The sequence below is a fragment of the Mycetocola saprophilus genome, assembly GCF_000718085.1.
In the GTDB taxonomy this organism is placed as follows: domain Bacteria; phylum Actinomycetota; class Actinomycetes; order Actinomycetales; family Microbacteriaceae; genus Mycetocola; species Mycetocola saprophilus.
Window position 1 is genome coordinate 413,424 of record NZ_JOEC01000001.1, and the last position, 15,311, is coordinate 428,734.

The 15,311-nt window shown below is 67.7% G+C and carries 16 protein-coding genes; 8 read left to right on the top strand and 8 right to left on the bottom strand.

Annotated elements, in window-relative coordinates; genetic code table 11:
- Positions 1–54 precede the first annotated feature (54 nt).
- The 3 genes from IE92_RS0101830 to IE92_RS0101840 are packed head-to-tail and all read left to right on the top strand — an operon-like array spanning position 55 to position 2,929.
- Positions 55–543: an FMN-binding protein gene (locus IE92_RS0101830; RefSeq protein ID WP_030143173.1), complete on the top strand. Its 489-nt coding sequence runs from the start codon at positions 55–57 to the stop codon at positions 541–543.
- Positions 543–1,427 carry an FAD:protein FMN transferase gene (locus IE92_RS0101835; protein WP_030143174.1) on the top strand — a complete coding sequence of 295 codons (885 nt, stop codon included), beginning with the start codon at positions 543–545 and terminating at the stop codon, positions 1,425–1,427. The genes IE92_RS0101830 and IE92_RS0101835 overlap by 1 nt, the downstream gene beginning before the upstream one ends.
- A complete protein-coding gene (locus IE92_RS0101840) occupies positions 1,424–2,929 on the top strand; it encodes an FAD-dependent oxidoreductase (protein ID WP_030143175.1) in 1,506 nt (501 codons plus the stop codon). The genes IE92_RS0101835 and IE92_RS0101840 overlap by 4 nt, the downstream gene beginning before the upstream one ends.
- Positions 2,930–2,974: 45 nt before the next feature.
- Here the strand turns inward: IE92_RS0101840 and IE92_RS0101845 are convergent, their stop codons facing one another.
- Positions 2,975–3,541: a CGNR zinc finger domain-containing protein gene (locus IE92_RS0101845; RefSeq protein WP_030143176.1), complete on the bottom strand. Its 567-nt coding sequence runs from the start codon at positions 3,539–3,541 to the stop codon at positions 2,975–2,977.
- A 55-nt stretch (positions 3,542–3,596) separates the two neighbouring features.
- Here IE92_RS0101845 and IE92_RS0101850 point away from each other — a divergent pair, with 55 nt between their 5' ends.
- Positions 3,597–4,538 (top strand): SLAC1 family transporter, encoded by a 942-nt coding sequence (locus IE92_RS0101850; protein WP_043321290.1) that lies wholly within the window; start codon positions 3,597–3,599, stop codon positions 4,536–4,538.
- An 84-nt stretch (positions 4,539–4,622) separates the two neighbouring features.
- Here IE92_RS0101850 and IE92_RS0101855 read toward each other — a convergent pair whose 3' ends face one another.
- Complete coding sequence (locus tag IE92_RS0101855) at positions 4,623–5,054, bottom strand: MarR family winged helix-turn-helix transcriptional regulator (RefSeq protein WP_162178475.1); 432 nt, start codon at positions 5,052–5,054, stop codon at positions 4,623–4,625.
- Between the two features lie 89 nt (positions 5,055–5,143).
- On the opposite strand from IE92_RS0101855, the gene merB reads away from it, so the two are divergent.
- Positions 5,144–5,836, top strand: coding sequence for an organomercurial lyase (gene merB, locus IE92_RS0101860; RefSeq protein ID WP_030143179.1), 693 nt, complete (start codon positions 5,144–5,146; stop codon positions 5,834–5,836).
- A 60-nt stretch (positions 5,837–5,896) separates the two neighbouring features.
- A complete protein-coding gene (locus IE92_RS0101865) occupies positions 5,897–7,168 on the top strand; it encodes a Fic family protein (RefSeq protein WP_051701483.1) in 1,272 nt (423 codons plus the stop codon).
- Here the strand turns inward: IE92_RS0101865 and IE92_RS17070 are convergent.
- A complete protein-coding gene (locus tag IE92_RS17070) occupies positions 7,165–7,710 on the bottom strand; it encodes a TetR/AcrR family transcriptional regulator (RefSeq protein WP_051701484.1) in 546 nt (181 codons plus the stop codon). The genes IE92_RS0101865 and IE92_RS17070 overlap by 4 nt on opposite strands.
- Before the next feature lie 103 nt (positions 7,711–7,813).
- Between IE92_RS17070 and IE92_RS0101875 the strand changes: the two genes are divergently transcribed.
- The gene (locus IE92_RS0101875) at positions 7,814–8,653 is read left to right on the top strand and encodes an SDR family NAD(P)-dependent oxidoreductase (RefSeq protein ID WP_030143182.1); all 840 of its coding nucleotides are present in this window, start codon (positions 7,814–7,816) and stop codon (positions 8,651–8,653) included.
- A 20-nt stretch (positions 8,654–8,673) separates the two neighbouring features.
- On the opposite strand, the gene IE92_RS0101880 is transcribed toward IE92_RS0101875, so the two are convergent.
- A complete protein-coding gene (locus IE92_RS0101880; RefSeq protein WP_030143183.1) occupies positions 8,674–9,261 on the bottom strand; it encodes a TetR/AcrR family transcriptional regulator in 588 nt (195 codons plus the stop codon).
- 68 nt (positions 9,262–9,329) lie between these two features.
- Here IE92_RS0101880 and IE92_RS0101885 point away from each other — a divergent pair, with 68 nt between their 5' ends.
- Positions 9,330–10,544 (top strand): beta-ketoacyl-[acyl-carrier-protein] synthase family protein, encoded by a 1,215-nt coding sequence (locus IE92_RS0101885; protein WP_030143184.1) that lies wholly within the window; start codon positions 9,330–9,332, stop codon positions 10,542–10,544.
- 58 nt (positions 10,545–10,602) lie between these two features.
- Here the strand turns inward: IE92_RS0101885 and IE92_RS0101890 are convergent, their stop codons facing one another.
- From IE92_RS0101890 to IE92_RS0101905, 4 genes are all read right to left on the bottom strand, one after another.
- On the bottom strand, positions 10,603–11,574 hold the full coding sequence (locus tag IE92_RS0101890; RefSeq protein WP_030143185.1) for an ABC transporter substrate-binding protein: 972 nt from the start codon (positions 11,572–11,574) through the stop codon (positions 10,603–10,605).
- Between the two features lie 41 nt (positions 11,575–11,615).
- Positions 11,616–12,659, bottom strand: a complete 1,044-nt coding sequence (locus IE92_RS0101895; protein WP_051701485.1) for a FecCD family ABC transporter permease — start codon at positions 12,657–12,659, stop codon at positions 11,616–11,618.
- 59 nt (positions 12,660–12,718) lie between these two features.
- Positions 12,719–13,780 (bottom strand): iron chelate uptake ABC transporter family permease subunit, encoded by a 1,062-nt coding sequence (locus IE92_RS0101900; protein ID WP_030143187.1) that lies wholly within the window; start codon positions 13,778–13,780, stop codon positions 12,719–12,721.
- Between the two features lie 247 nt (positions 13,781–14,027).
- Positions 14,028–15,065, bottom strand: coding sequence for a zinc-dependent alcohol dehydrogenase family protein (locus IE92_RS0101905; RefSeq protein WP_030143188.1), 1,038 nt, complete (start codon positions 15,063–15,065; stop codon positions 14,028–14,030).
- Between the last annotated feature and the right edge of the window lie 246 nt (positions 15,066–15,311).

Below are 15,311 nucleotides of genomic sequence, written 5' to 3' on the forward strand. Positions count from 1 at the left end.
GCCGCCGCCTACCTCGTGTGACCGTTGTCTCGAACCACCACGGAAGGTAACACCATGGATATGCTTCGCACCCCCGGCACCGTTCGCACCAGCGCCCTGATTGGCATCGGTGTGGCCGCCATCGCCGCCCTCTCCGGCTGTGCAACCGGCGACCTCACCAAGAGCGGATCGGACGCGGGTTCCTCCACAAACCCCAGTGCCCCCGCCGCACAGTCTCAGGCCGACCCGGGCGCATCACCCGCGGCCGGCGCGCTGAAGGACGGCACCTATTCCGCCGACGGCAACTACACCTCGCCCGGCGGGCAGGAATCGATCGGCGTCACGGTCACTCTCAAGGCCGGCGTGGTGAGCGATGTCAAGGTTGTCCCCAAGGGGCAAAACCCCACCGCCAAGCAGTTTGAATCCCAGTTCGCCTCGGGGATCGCCGGCCAGGTTGTGGGCAAGAACATCTCCGACCTCAACGTGGGCACCGTATCGGGCTCCTCGCTGACCGGGGAGGGCTTCAACGACGCCATCAACAACATCATCTCCCAGGCGAAGTAGTGGTTCCAGCTCCCGTCCCCTGGCGCTTTGAGGCGATCGGAACCGGCTGGCAGATCACCACGGAGAACGAGATTTCTTCCGGTGACCGGGCGGCCGTGTCCACGCTGATCGATGCGTATGACGCGGTGTATTCGCGGTTTCGCGCCGACTCCCTGGTGCGCGGTTTCGCGCAGACCGGCGGCAGCGTGGACCTCGGCGCGCACTGGCCGGACCTCTGGGACACCTATGTGGACCTCGAGGATCTGACCGCGGGCGCGGTCACCCCGCTGGTGGGGCGGGCGCTGGAAACCCTGGGCTATGACGCCGCCTACTCGCTGATCCCCTCGGGAATCCCCGGGCCGGTCCCGGCGCTCGGCGACACCCTGCGCAGTGTGGGAACGGTCCTCACCGCGACCGAACCGGTGCTGCTGGATGTGGGGGCAGTGGGCAAGGGTCAGCTGGTGGATCTGGTAGTTGGGTTGCTGATGGCGCGCGGATACACGGCCCTCACCGTGGACGCCGGCGGCGATATTCGCCATGCCGGATCCTCCGGACTCCGGGTCGCGCTGGAACACCCCTTTGATCGGACCCGGGCGATCGGCGTGATCGAACTCGCCGGCTCCGGCCCGCGCGGCGCGATCGCCGGATCGGCCACCAACCGCCGCGCCTGGGGCGAGGGCCTGCACCACGTATTGGATGGCCGCACCGGGAAACCGGTGGATTCGATTGTGGCCACCTGGGCGATCGGGGAGTCGGCGCTGATCGCCGATGCCGCCGCGACCGCCCTGTTTTTTGCCGGACCCGAGGCCGTGGCGACGCGGCTGGATGTCGACTGGGTTCGGATGTTTACAAATGGACGCGTGGAGTATTCTCGTACGCTTCCCGGAGAGGTTTTTATCGCATGAGTGCCCGACTGGACCGCCTGCTTGGTCGTGTGACAATGTATCGCCTGGTGCTGCTGGTGTTGCTGGCGCTCTGGGTGATCGCGGCCGTGCTCTCGCTGGCCGGAGTGCTCGCGTTCCCGATCCTTGGACTCGTGTTGAGCCTCGTGGTCGCGGTGGTGGTCGGCTGGGTTTCCAATCGAGTCTTCGCGCTGATCTGGCGGGTCGCCCCGCACGGCGAGTCCTCGCTGGTGACCGCGCTGATCCTGGTGTTTTTGTTTTTCCCGCTGCCAACCATCGAGAGTCAGGGAATGCTGGCGCTCGCCGTGGCCGCGGCGAACCTGAGTAAGTATCTGCTGGCCTGGCGTGGTCGCCATGTCTTCAACCCGGTAGCCGCCGGGGCGATGGTGGTCGCGGCCACCGGGATCGGCGGGGCCGTGTGGTGGATCGCGACCCCGGCGCTGTTTATCCCGCTGATCCTCGGCGCGGCCCTGGTACTGCACCGGGCGCGAGCCTGGGATATCGCGCTGCCGGTGATCGTGATCGGGGTGGTGGGCACGCTACTCAAGCTGGTGTCCACCGGCGCGGATCCGCTGGGCGCCGGATGGACCGCCCTGGCCTCCTACCCCTACCTCTTCCTCGGGGCATTCATGATGAGTGAGCCGCTGACGGCACCGCCGCGGCGCCGCTGGCGGATGCTGGTGAGCGCCATCGTCGGGCTGGTATCGCTGATCCCGCTGAATCTGGGTGTGCTGGCGATGTCGCCGGAACTCGCGCTGCTGGTGGGGAACGCGGTCGCGTTCGGGTTTGGTCCGCGCTCGCGTGTGCGGCTGACCCTGGAGGCCCGCGCGGAGCATGCGGGTGGCATCGCCGATCTGTCCTTCGTGCCCGAGCGCCCGCTACGCCTGCGCCCCGGCCAGTATCTGGAACTCTCGATCCCGCATCGGGGTGCCGACGGGCGCGGCCTGCGCCGGGTATTCAGCGTGGCCTCGGCACCGGGATCCTCCGCGGTGCGCATCATCACGCGGGTCGAGGAGCGGGCCAGCTCGTTCAAGCAGGCGCTGCTCGCCCTGGAACCCGGAACCCACGTGGCCGTGAGCGCCGTGGGTGGCGATTTCACCGTGCGCGGAGGTGCCGACGAACTGTGGCTGGCCAACGGCGTGGGGCTCACTCCGTTCCTGGCCGCGGCGGATGCGCGCACCGCGCGTCCGGCATCGGGACCCACGCTGATCTGGGCGCTGCGGGCGGGGGAGGACCCGGTTTGGGCCGAACCCGTGCTGCGTCGCGGCGGCGTTCGGGTGCTGATCGTGGGGCCGGAATCCCTGGGTCTCGACGGCGCTCTGCCCGAGGGCTGGCTGTACGCGGGCACCCGGGTGGATGAGCACGCCCTGGCGATCGCCCGCCCGGCCGGCCGCCCCACCCACGCGTATGTGGCGGGCTCTCCGGCGTTTGTAGTGTCGGCCTCGCGGGCGGCCCGCTCGCATGGTGTGCACCGGGTCCGCACCGATCGGTTCATCGGCTACTAGCGCCCGCCCGCGTCCGGGCTGGTGCGAGCCCCGCGACCCCTCCGGCTACCGGGCGGGTCGCGGGCTGACCCGCGCGCGAGCCGCATGCCGGGACACCCGCGCCCGGTTTCCGCAGCCCGCGGCGGTGCACCAGCGGCGCTTGGCGTTGGTCGCGATAAAGAGCTGTGAGCAGTCCTCGGCCGGGCAGTGGCGCAGGCGTCCGGCGGCCGCCGCATCGCTCAGTTCCAGGGCCGACAGAATCAGTTTGGCGCGGGTGGCCTCCTCGGCCGTGCGCGCGGTGGTGGTGTACTCGACGTGCAGGTGACCCTCTCGCACGCTCAGGTAGCTCTGCACCGGGGCCGCGAAGAGGATCGTATTGGCGGCGGTGAGGACCGGCGTATCCGGGGCGCTGCCCTCGTCGATCGCCCGGATCAGCGCCCCCACGAGCGTGCGGAGGCTCCGGGTGTCCTCCGCGTTCAGCGCGGTGATCGCCGGATCCCGTTCGGACTGGAACCGCCAAAACTCGGCCAGCGCGCCGGGCGCATCGAGCTGATCCACCGCCGGGGTGTGGGCGGTCTTGAGCGTGTTGAGCAGATCGATTGCCGCGGGCTCGCCCAGAAGCGTGAAGGTCATGACACCAGTGTAGAACTAATGGATTAACCAGGCAAGAATGCATTAGTATCCAATCATGACTGCACAACGTATCCCCATGATTACCTTCGCGATCGGCTTCGGTCTCGCCGGACTTGCCCAGACCTGGAGCGCCGCCGACGCGGTGTGGGGGCTCAGCCCGATGATCGGCGACGCCTTCTGGGGCCTCGCCGCCCTGTCCTGGGTCTGGCTCCTGGTGGCCCATGCGATTCGAGGGTTTTCCGCCGAACAGGGGCTGATGGGTCAGCTGCGCAATCCGGCGCAGGGTCCGGTGGCCGCGCTGGCACCCGCGCTGGGAATGTTCCTGGGTGCGCGACTGTACCCGATGGTTCCCTGGGCGGGAACGACGCTGGTGCTGATCTCGATTGCCGTCGGCGCGGTGTTTGCCGGCTGGATCCTGGGTCGCTGGGCCCGAGGCAACATCGAGATCGACTTCGTGCACGGAGGCTACCTGCTCCCCACGGTGGCCGCGGGGTATATCGCCGCGGGATCGGCCGCCAAGATCGGGTGGATCGGACTCGGCTGGGGTGCCTTCGGGGTGGCCACACTGTTCTGGGTGCTGGTGTTTACCCTGATCCTGGCGCGCCTCGCGCTGCGTCCGGCCCTGCCCGCACCGCTGGTGCCCTCGCTGGCGATCCTGATGGCACCGCCCGCCGTGGGTGGCGGGGCGTGGATCGCGCTGACCGGCACTCACGTGGGGATCGGCATCGAGGTGTTGCTGGGACTCACCGCGATTCTGGTCCTGTTGCAGCTGGGCCTGCTGCCGCTGTATCGCCGCACCCCGTTTACCCTCGGTGCCTGGTCCTATACGTTCCCGCTGGGCGCGGTGGCCGCGTTTGTGATCAGTGCCACGGCGAGCCCGGTGTGGGCGGGGATCGGCGTGCTGGTGGTGACCGCGACGATCCTCACCGTGGCCACCCTCTCGGTGCGCACGGTGTTGGCAACCCGCGCCACGATGCAGGCGGCGGCCGCAGTATAGGTGGCCCCTAAACGCCGAATCTCCGCGAGACCCGATGGGCGCGGGCCCTCGATTCTCGTGGTGTGCTGGGCGCGCGGTGTTTCGCTATCCCTGCCAGGCCAGGGTTTCGGCGAGGAGCTTGCGCAGGGCGCGCGCCGACTCGTGACCCATGGCCGCCTCGAACGATTCCTGAGCGGCAATCCAGGCGGGCATCGCGGCCCGCAGGGTGGTGTGCCCGGCCTCGGTGATGCGGACATCGCGGGCGCGTCGATCGCTGGCCTCGGCGACCTCGACGAGTCCCGCTCGCACCAGCGGTTTCACGTTGGCGCTGAGCGTGCTGCGGTCCATGCCCAGCGTGGCGGCGAGCACGCTGATTCGGGCTTCGCCCTCGAGGGCGAGGGCTCGAAGCACGCTGAACTGGGTGGTGCGGATCCCGGTTCCGGCGAGGGCTCGGTCATAGACGGCGTTGAGGTGCCGATCCACCCGGCGCACCAGATAGCTGTTGCATGTGCCGCCACTGGAAATCTCTGGTGTCACATTTGTACCCGGGTTTGCGTCCATTCGGGGAGCCTAACAGAATTAGGGGGATATCAACCTAATTGTGAACGAAACGGAAGAGAACCCGCATGAGCGACATCAGTACCACCGAACGCGTCCGCCTCGCCATCTATCGTCACTTCGCCCGGACAGGTCAGGCCAGCACCCCGGATTCGGTGGCCGAACGGTTGAATATCGGTCCCGAGGAGGCCGATGCGGCCTTCGACGCGCTCATCCTGGACCGACACATCGCCGTATCGCCGGAGGGGGAGATCGTGTTGGCGCATCCGTTCGCCACCCGAAACTTCGGATTCTCGGTGATGGGGGAGCGGGTGCTGTGGTGGGGAGGCTGTGCCTGGGACTCGTTTGCGATCCCGCACCTGGTGCCCGAGGAGCCCGCGGTGGTGGTGGCCACCACGTGTCCGCACTGTGACGCCGCACACTCCTGGACGGTCACGCGGGACGCGGCCCCCGAGGGGGACCAGGTGGTGCACTTCCTGATGCCGATGGGGCGGGTGTGGGACGACGTGATTCACGCGTGCGCAAACCAGCGGATCTTCTGTTCTGTCGACTGCGTCGAGGACTGGGCTCGCGCATCCGGCCACGAGGTCGGAGCGATCTTTGACCTGCGGACCCTCTGGAATCTGTCCGCGCAGTGGTACGCCGGCCGCCTGGACCCGGGGTATGTGCGTCGGGAGCCGCTGGTGGCCGCCGAGTACTTCGCCGGTGTCGGGCTGACCGGCCCATTCTGGGGGACTCCCGCCCTCACAGCAAACCCCTAGGCACATCCCTCGACACCCCGGGCCCTCCCTGCATAGTCTTTCCGCACAAGGAGGCCCACCATGAACCCGGCACACACCATCAATCGCCCCGCCTGGCCCGCCCACGACGCCGTCGTGCGGCCGTGGCGTCAGCGCCAGCGCGGCGGCACACGCGCCGATCGGATCTTCGCCGAGGTGGTGGCATATGTGCCCCCAGCCATCGCCGATCTCCCCGTGGCGGCCCCGCCCGAGCTGGTGTTGCTCGGTGAGGAGGCGCTGGTCGCGGCCGCCCGCTCCGATGCCCGCGGCCGGGGGCGCTCGGCGGCGCTTGGGCGATTCATGGTGCGCTCCGAGTCCGTGGCCTCGTCCAAGATCGAGCGCATTACACCCGATTCCGTGGCCCTCGCCCGGGCGCTGGCCGGGCAGGGGAAAAGCGCGCCGGCGCGCAGCGTGGTGGCCGCGATGGAGGCGATCCACGGGCTGCTCCTGCGCGCCGGCTCGACGGGGCGGATCACGCGTGACGATGTCCTCGATGCGCATGCGGCGCTCATGCGGGAGGACTCCGACCCGGGGGACCGTGCCTGGGCCGGCCGCTTCCGGGCCGAGCAGAATTGGCTCGGAGGCAGCGACCACAGTCCGCGTGACGCCGTCTTCGTGCCACCGCCACCGGATCTGGTTCCGAACCTCATGAGCGATCTGATCCGCTTTGCCAATCGCGATGACGTGCCCGTGCTCATTCAGGCTGCCATCGTGCACGCCCAGTTTGAGTCGATCCATCCCTTTACCGATGGAAACGGGCGCATCGGCCGGGCGCTGATCGGTGCCCTTCTGCAGCGACGTGGTGTCACCCTGTACGCAACTCTGCCGGTTGCCTGCGCGCTGGGGGCCATGCGCCCGCGGTATTTCGAGGCGCTCGCCGCGTACCGACGGGGCGAGATCGACGCGCTGGTTCGGATTCTCGGGGTGGCGATCACGGTGGCCGCCGACGAGGCGGGGGTGTCCTTCCTCCGCTTGCGGGCGCTCCCTGGGCGCTGGCGTTGCTTGCTCGGGGTACCTGCCGAGTCCGCCGAGGATCGGATCCTTGAGTTTTTGCACGATCGGACCACCCTGATGCTGTCCGATCTCGTGACTCACACCGGTGCGCCGGCGGACACGCTGGCAGGGGTCACCGATGCGCTGGAGGCCGCGGGGATTCTGCGTGAGGTCACCGGTCGGCTGCGGGAGCGCATCTGGGTGGTGGCCGATGTGGTGGATGAGCTCGACGATCTGGAGCGTCGAATTCATGCTCGGCTGGCATCGGGTGCGGGTGCGGGTGCGGGTGCGGCTGCCGTTCCGACGTCTAGTGGCGGCTAGCCGCGGGCTCGGGCGTTGTCGGCGGAGATCACGGTGTCCACCAGGGTTTCGACCAGGATGTCGAGATGGGGACGATCCACCGCGAACCGCTTAATGCCCTGCAGGCTCAGGGTGATCATCTCGCTCAGGCGCGAGGGGGAGTTGTCCCCGGGGAGAAGTGCCTGAAGGTAACGCTCAAACCGCGCATTGCTGCGCGTGACGGCGGGGAACTTCGGGTTGAAGAGGTCCGAGGCCTCGGGGTTTTGCTGGACCAGATCGTATCCCGATCCCACCCAGCTCAGACACGCATGCAGGAGGCGATCGCGTGGGGTCGTCATCTGCGCGAGTTCGTCATCCAGACGCGCAAAGAGTGCGTCGGCGAGGGTGTCGATCACGGCCCCGAATAGCGCATCCTTATCGGCAAACTCCGCGTAGAGGGTGGGGCGGGAGATCTCATTGCGTCGAGCCACATCGGCGAGCGTCGTTCGGGCATACCCGTTGCGACAAAACAGCGCGGTTGCATCGCGAATAATCCGGGCGCGGCGCGGTTCTCTGGGGTCCATGTTTCCAGATTATCCAGTCGGCGGGGAATTTTTCACCGATTCCGATCTTTACAGATTTACGATAAGTGTAAAGTTGGAAAAACTGAAACGAAGGGTGGTCGGCATGACCAACAACAAAACGTGGTTTATTACCGGTGCCGGACGCGGATTCGGTCGAATCTGGGCGCAGGCGGCACTCGAGCGGGGCGACCGTGTCGCCCTGACCCTGCGCAATCCCGTCCAGGCCGCAGATCTGATGGAGCGGTTCCCCGATACCGCCCTTGCGCTGCGGCTGGATGTCACCGACCGCGCGGCCGTATTCGCCGCGGTGAGGGCCGCGCACGACCACTTCGGTCGCCTCGACGTCATCGTCAATAACGCGGGCTTTGGTCAGATGGGTGCCATCGAAGAGGTGGATGAGGCGAGCACTCGGGCCAACTTTGAGACCAATGTGTTCGGGACGCTCTCGGTGATTCAGGCGGCCCTGCCGCTGCTGCGCGCCCAGGGCGCGGGGCACATTATCAACCTCTCCAGCGTTGCCGGAATCGTCGCCGTGCCCACCGCGGGCATCTACGAGGGGGCGAAGTTTGCGGTGGAGGGAATCTCCGAGGCGCTGGCGGCCGAGGTAGCCCAGTTTGGGATTCGGGTGAGCATCGTGGAGCCCAGCGGATATGCCACCGAGTTCCTGAGCGCTAACTCGCTCGGATCGGCCCCGACGATGCCCGAATACGACGCGCTACGGGAGGAACTTGCGGCTTCCCTTGGGGAGGGCGTTCTGGGTGATCCTGCGGCCAGTGCCGGCGCGATCCTGGCGCTGGTGGATGCCGAGGAGCCGCCGCTGCGCCTCATGCTGGGCAACCTGCTGCCGTTCGTGAAGGACGTGTACGCCCGGCGCATCGCCACCTGGGAGGCCTGGGATCACGTGGCCCTGGCCGCGCACGGATACCCCGGTTCGAAGAACTAACCCGGCGTACCCGGGGGTGCCTACTCGTGAAAGGTGAGCACCCCCGCGAGGTCAAGGTCGGAACCCGACCCGCTCACGCCCGCCTGGGCGAGCAGGACCGCCCCCAGGGCCGTGCTCCAAAAGGTTCGCACCTCGACGCCGACCGGGCGCTCCAGGGTCCAGCCGTTGCGTCGCAGAAGGCGCTCCAGGTAACGCTCCGATCTGCGAAACAGCAGGTCGAGATGGGTGTCCACGGTGGGGGCCAGTTCGGGTTTGGCAATGCCCGCGGCCAGTGCGCGAGAGACCGCGGGGAGTGCCGGGAGGGCGAGGGTGGTGCGGGCGATCTTGCGTCGTATTGCCGCCGCGTCCCAGGCCGAGTCGCCGACTCGGGAGAGGCGTTCCGAGTCGTGCAGCAGGGCGTAAAACGCCGCGTGCACAAGCAGGGAATCCTTGGATCCAAAGTGGTAGGTGACCTGATTGGGAAACACGCCCGCGCCGGCGGCGATCTCGGCCACACTCACGTCCCCACCGCCGCGCTCCAGGCACAGCGTCGCGGTCGCCTCGATCAGCCGATGCCGGGTCGAGACGGATCGGGTGCTCGCCTGGGAGTTCTTCTGTTGTGCACTCACGGCTCAATTGTATGTGATACAAATTGATATCTAGTTGTATGACGTACAAATTGTAGAAGGGTACCGCTATGCGCGAATTGATGGATGTGGTTGTGACCGGGTTGGGAACCATTACCCCGCTCGGGACCGGCGTCGCCGAGACCTGGGAGGCGCTGCTGTCCGGTAAGTCCGGCATTCGTGTGGCGGATCACCTCGTGGAGGGGCTGGTTGCGGGCACCCTGGCGGAGGATCCGGCCGAGCGCCTGACGCCGGTTCAGGCGAAGCGCCTGGACCGTTCCCAGCAGTCGGCGGTGGTGGCCGCCGCCGAGGCCTGGGCGGATTCCGGGCTCGTGGATCCCGACCCGGAGCGGTTGGCGGTGGCGATCGGTACCGGAATCGGCGGGGTCGAGTCGCTGCTGCATGAGCACGACGTGCTCGCGGCGTCGGGAGTGCGTCGGGTGTCGCCACGCACGGTGCCGATGCTGATGCCGAATGCGGCGGCCGCCGTGGTCAGCATCGAGTATGGGGCACAGGCGGGCGTCTATACGCCCGTGTCCGCCTGTTCCTCGGGGGCCGAGGCCATCGCGCTGGGTGCCCGTCTGATCCGGGCGGGGGAGGCCGATGTGGTCATCGTCGGCGGAACCGAGGCCGCGATCACCCCGATCACCGTGGCCGGGTTTACCCAGGCCCGCGCCCTGGCGAAGCCCACCGGGGATGCGGCGGATGCCTCGCGGCCGTTTGCCACCGACCGCAACGGCTTTGTGATCGGGGAGGGGGCGGCCGTGCTGATTCTGGAGAGTGCCGCGCATGCTGCTGCCCGCGGTGCCCGGGTGCACGCGGTGTTGGCCGGGGCGGGAATCGCCTCGGATGCGCACCATATGACCGCCCCGGCCCCCGATGGTCGCGGTCAGATCCAGGCCATGCGGCGTGCCCTGGCCCAGGCAGGCCTGGCACCGGATGAGGTGACCCACGTCAACGCGCATGCCACCGGTACCCCGGTCGGCGATATCGCCGAGGCGCGCGCGATCACCTCGGTGTTTGGTCCCGATATCGCGGTGACCGCGCCCAAGGGGGCGATCGGGCACCTGTTTGGTGGTGCCGGCGCAATCGAGGCGCTGCTGACCGTTCTCGCCGTTCGCGACGGGGTGATCCCACCCACGCGCAACCTCACCCCCGACACGGTGGACCCGGACATCGGCCTCGACATTGTCACCGAACGCCGCGACCTGCCCCAGCCCGCGGCCCTCAGCAACTCCTTCGGTTTCGGTGGCCAAAACGTGTCCCTGGTATTCACACGGCCCTAGACGGGCCAGCCCCGCCCCGGAACTCCGGGACGGGGCACATTCGCCGGGGTGCCCGGCGCTACTTGATCTTCTTCAGGGCCGACTCGATCGAGTCGATGATGCCCAGGGAATCGGAGTAGGAGCCCGAGAGGAAGTCCTGGGTCCCGATGCTCAGGCCCGCCTTGACCGCGGGCAGCTCCTGATAGCCCGGGAGGGCAAACAGCTTGGCGATGTTATTGGCCGGGGTGCCGTCGTTGTTTTCGTAGTAGACGATTGCATCGGCGTCACTCAGCAGATCGGTGCGCTCATACGACACCGACTGGTTCTGACCGGCCGGGGTCCCCGCGGTGGCCGAGGCGAACTTTGCGCCGAGGGCGCTCAGCACGGTGCCCACCTGGGTCTTATCCGAGTAGATCCAGTAGTTGCCGTCGTCAAAGCCGCCCTGGATGATGGCCCACTTGGTTTTTGCCAGCTGATCCGCATACGTCTTGGAGACCTCGGCAATGCGGTCGTCGTAGCGCTTCTTGAGCTCGGTCAGCTTGGGTTCGGCGTTGATGTAGTCGGCGGTGTAGGCGGGATACGTGGCCCAGGTGCTCTTCTCATCGAACGGGGCAAACACGGTCGGAGCGATCGCCTCAAGCTTGGGATACACATCGCGCAGGTAGGGCACGTCCACGCCGATAATCAGGTCGGGCTTGAGGGCGGCAATCTTTTCCAGGTTGACCTTTCCGCCCTGCACCACCTTTTCGATCGGCTCCCAGCGCTTGAGGTAGCGCTGGGGAACGTATTCGGCGCCGGCGTCTTCGACACCCACCGGGGTGATCCCGAAGTCCAGCAGCGACTCGGTGCTGAAGGAGTGGATCGAGACGATCCGCTTCGGGTGTGCGGGTATTTTGACCGACCCGTTGGCGGTGCTCACCGAACGTGTGGCGGCGGATGCCGAGGCATCCTCGCCGCCGGGGGCGCTGGTGCTGCAGGCGGCGAGTGCCAGGGCGAGAGCCGCGCCACCCAGCGCGAGCAGCGTCTTACGAAATCGGAACTGTGTGTTCATGGGTCCTTCGATCGGGGGTTGGGGGATAGAAATTCTGAGGGTTAGCGGCGTCGGCCCTCGGCCACCAGCAGCCACACAAAGTAGCCACCGCCGAGGATCACCGTGACCAGGCCCACGGGCACCGGGTCGGGCAGCGCGTGCTGGGCGATCGCGTCGGCGGTGAGGAGGAGGGCGGCACCGGTCAGCGCGGAGGGGAGAAAGGTGATGCCCGCGGCACCGGCAAGACGTCGGGCGATCTGCGGGGCCGCCAGCGCCACAAATGCGATCGGCCCGGAAAAGGAGGTCACCAGGGCGCTCAGTCCAACTCCGATGATGATCGCCAGCAGCCGGGTGCGCTCCACCGCGACACCGAGCTGGGCCCCCGCATCATCGCCGAGCTCCAGCAGACCGAGCGCCGGGGTGATCAGGATCGCCGCGAGAAACAGCACCAGCAGCGGGATGATCGCGATGCTCAGCTGATCCATTCCCGATCTATCCAGCGACCCCGCACCCCAGAATCCGGCATTCACGGCCTGCTGGGTATCGGCGTGCAGGATCAGCCAGGTATTGACCGAGGTCAGCATCGCGGTGACGCCGATGCCCACCACGATCAGCCGAAATCCCACCATCCCGTTGCGATACGCCAGCACGTACACGGCGGCGGCCGTCAGCAGCCCGCCGATGACCGCGCCCGCGGCGGTGGTGACTCCGCCGGGGAGGTTCAGCACCAGCATCACGATCAGCGCGCCGGTGTAGGCGCCGGTATCGAACCCGATGATGTCCGGGCTGCCCAGCGGGTTGCGGGTGAGGGACTGGAAAATCGCGCCGGAAAGGCCCAGTGCCGCGCCGAAGAGCAGCGCGGTGAGGACACGGGGGAGGCGCCACTCCAGCACAATCGTGGATTCGATTCCGGTTGCGTGCCCAAACAGCGCGCCCGCCACCTGCCCGATGCTCAGGATGTAGTCGCCGGTGGCCAGCGAAAAGACGCCCACGACGACGGCCATGAGGAGGAGCCCGGCGACCGCGATCAGCGTACGACGTGGTATCCGCAACGAGAGCCCTCGGGTGCGCCAGACCAGGTGCACGGGAGGCTTCACGGCCCGCATCGACCGCCGCCGGGTCCACCAAACCGCCCTGCCCGCCGCGCGCCGTGTGTCGATCCGGCTCACAGCGCGGCCACCCGGGAGCGGCGCACCAGCAGGATCAGCACCGGTGCCCCGACAAACGCGGTCACCAGCCCCACCGGTAGCTCGGCCGGCTGCATCAGAACGCGTCCGGCCACATCCGCGGCGAGCAGGAGGCACGGGCCCAGCACCACTGAGTAGGCGAGAATCCAGCCCTGCGCGGGTCCCACGATCGCCCGGGCGACGTGGGGAATCATCAGCCCCACAAATGCGATCGGCCCCACCAGCGCGGTCGCGGATCCCGCCAGCAGGGTGACCGCAAAAATCGCCAGGGTGCGGGTGATGTTCGCCCGGGTGCCGAGCGAGGTGGCCACATCGTCCCCGATCGCGAGGGCGTTGAGCCCGCGGGAGGCGATGACCGCCAGCAGGATGCCGATCACGATCACCGGACCCACCGCCACGGCCGCCGACAGAGGCTGGGCGAGCAGGCTCCCCGAGCCCCAGCCGGCCATCTTCTGAAAGGTCGAGGGGTGGTCAAGCTGAATCGTCGAGGAGATACCGCCGAGCACCGCGGCCACCCCCACCCCCGCCAGGGTCATCCGCAGCGCGGTGGCCCCCTCGCGGGCGCTGGCTCCGATCATCCACACCACCACGGTCGCGATAATCGCGCCGGCCAGGGCCAGCCAGAGGTATTGTCCGATCGCGCTCATCCCGAAAAACGCGACGCCGATCGTGACCGCCAGCGCGGCCCCGGCGTTCACCCCGAGGATGCCCGGGTCGGCCAGCGGGTTGCGGGTGAACGCCTGGATCACGCCGCCGGCCACGCCGAGGGCCGCCCCGGCCAGCAGGCCAAGCACCGTGCGCGGGACACGCAGCCCGGTGATGATCGCCCCGTCGTCGAAGTGGTCGGGGTCGATCAGTGTCGGCAAAATATGGGCGAGGGGGACCGGTTTGGCGCCGATCGCGATGCTTGCAGCACACAGCGCCACCAGGGCGCAGGTGGCAAGAATCAGCCAGCCGAGGCGTCGCCCCAGGCGGACGCGGGTGCGCGCAGTCGGCACCGGTGCGGGGGTTGCCGAACGAGCGGGAGAATCGAACAACACAAACAGCTTTCTGCGTGGAGAGGATGCCGAAGCAAAATATTGCTAAGGCTAGCCTTGCCTTGCTGTTCCAACGATATTTGTCCACTCTCGAGGGGACAAGAGTGTCGAGTGCCAATGTGTGTTGTTGATCCGACGCGAGCTGGCGGATCCGCGATATTCACGGGTGCGGATGCCGTGTCCGGGGTGCCCGAGGGCGCAAAACACCCCTGCCTGGCGCGATAAACCGGCCGGGCAGGGGCGAAATGATCTACGGCTTGACCAGGACCTTGAGTGCGCGGCGCTCGTCCATGGCCACATAGCCCGAGGGGACATCCTCGATCGAGACGGTCATATCAAAGACCCGACCCGGGTTGACGGTGCCATCCAGCACCAGCGGCAGGAGCGTGTCGATGTACTTGCGGACCGGTGCGACGCCGCCGGTCAGGGTCACATTCGGGCGGAAGAGCACGCGGCCCGCGGGGGCCTCGACATACTGGGGCACACCCACGCGGCTGATCGCGCCGCCGGGACGGACCACTCCGAGTGCCTGCTCATACGCGGGGAGGAAGCCCACGGCCTCCAGGACGCGGTGGGCACCGTGGCCGCCCGAGAGCTCGCGCACCTGGGCGATGCCCTCCTCGCCACGGGCGGACACCACGTCGGTGGCCCCGAACTCGCGGCCCAGGTTGGTGCGGGCCTCGTGGCGTCCCATCAGGATGATCTTCTCGGCACCCAGCTGCTTGGCCGAGAGGACCGCGAGCAGCCCCACGGCGCCGTCGCCGATGACCACGACGGTCTCGCCCGGTCGCACCCCCGCGGTGATGGCCGCGTGGTAGCCGGTGCCGTAGACATCGGACAGGGTGAGTAGGGAGGGGAGCAGGTCGGAGTCCTCGGTGATGCCGGGAACCGGGATCAGGGTGCCATCGGCCTGGGGGACCCGGGTGGCCTCGCCCTGACCGCCGCCCACGTTCTCATCGCCCCAGTCGCCGCCGTGCAGGCACGAGGTAAACAGGCCCTCGCGGCAGAATTCGCAGGTACCGTCCGACCACACAAAGGGAGCGATCACGAAGTCGCCGCGGGACACCGTCCGCACGGCCGAGCCGGTGTCTTCAACCACGCCGATGAACTCGTGACCGATCGCACGCGGGTCGCTTCCCGCCGGCTTGTTGTGGAAGGGGTGTAGGTCCGAGCCGCAGATACAGGCGCGGACGATGCGGACAATGGCGTCGGTGGGTTCGAGGATGACGGGGTCGGGAACGGTCTCGACCCGAACATCGCCGGCTCCATGAATTATCGTTGCGCGCATGACTGCTCCTTTTGTGTCGCGGTCCCCTCGCGGGAGGCACCTCCTCCATTAGACCGCGAACCGCGCAAAACACGAAGTCTGTCCTGAATGTCCGCAAGTGGGTCCGAACGGGTTTTCGCAGGATTTTCCCGAGATTGCGGGCAACGATGCCCTCGGATAACACCGGACCGCTATACCGGGAGCGGGGATTTTCGTAGTGTCGCCCGCAGGGTCTTTGCATCGAAGCGTGGGCCCTTCCGGCGATGA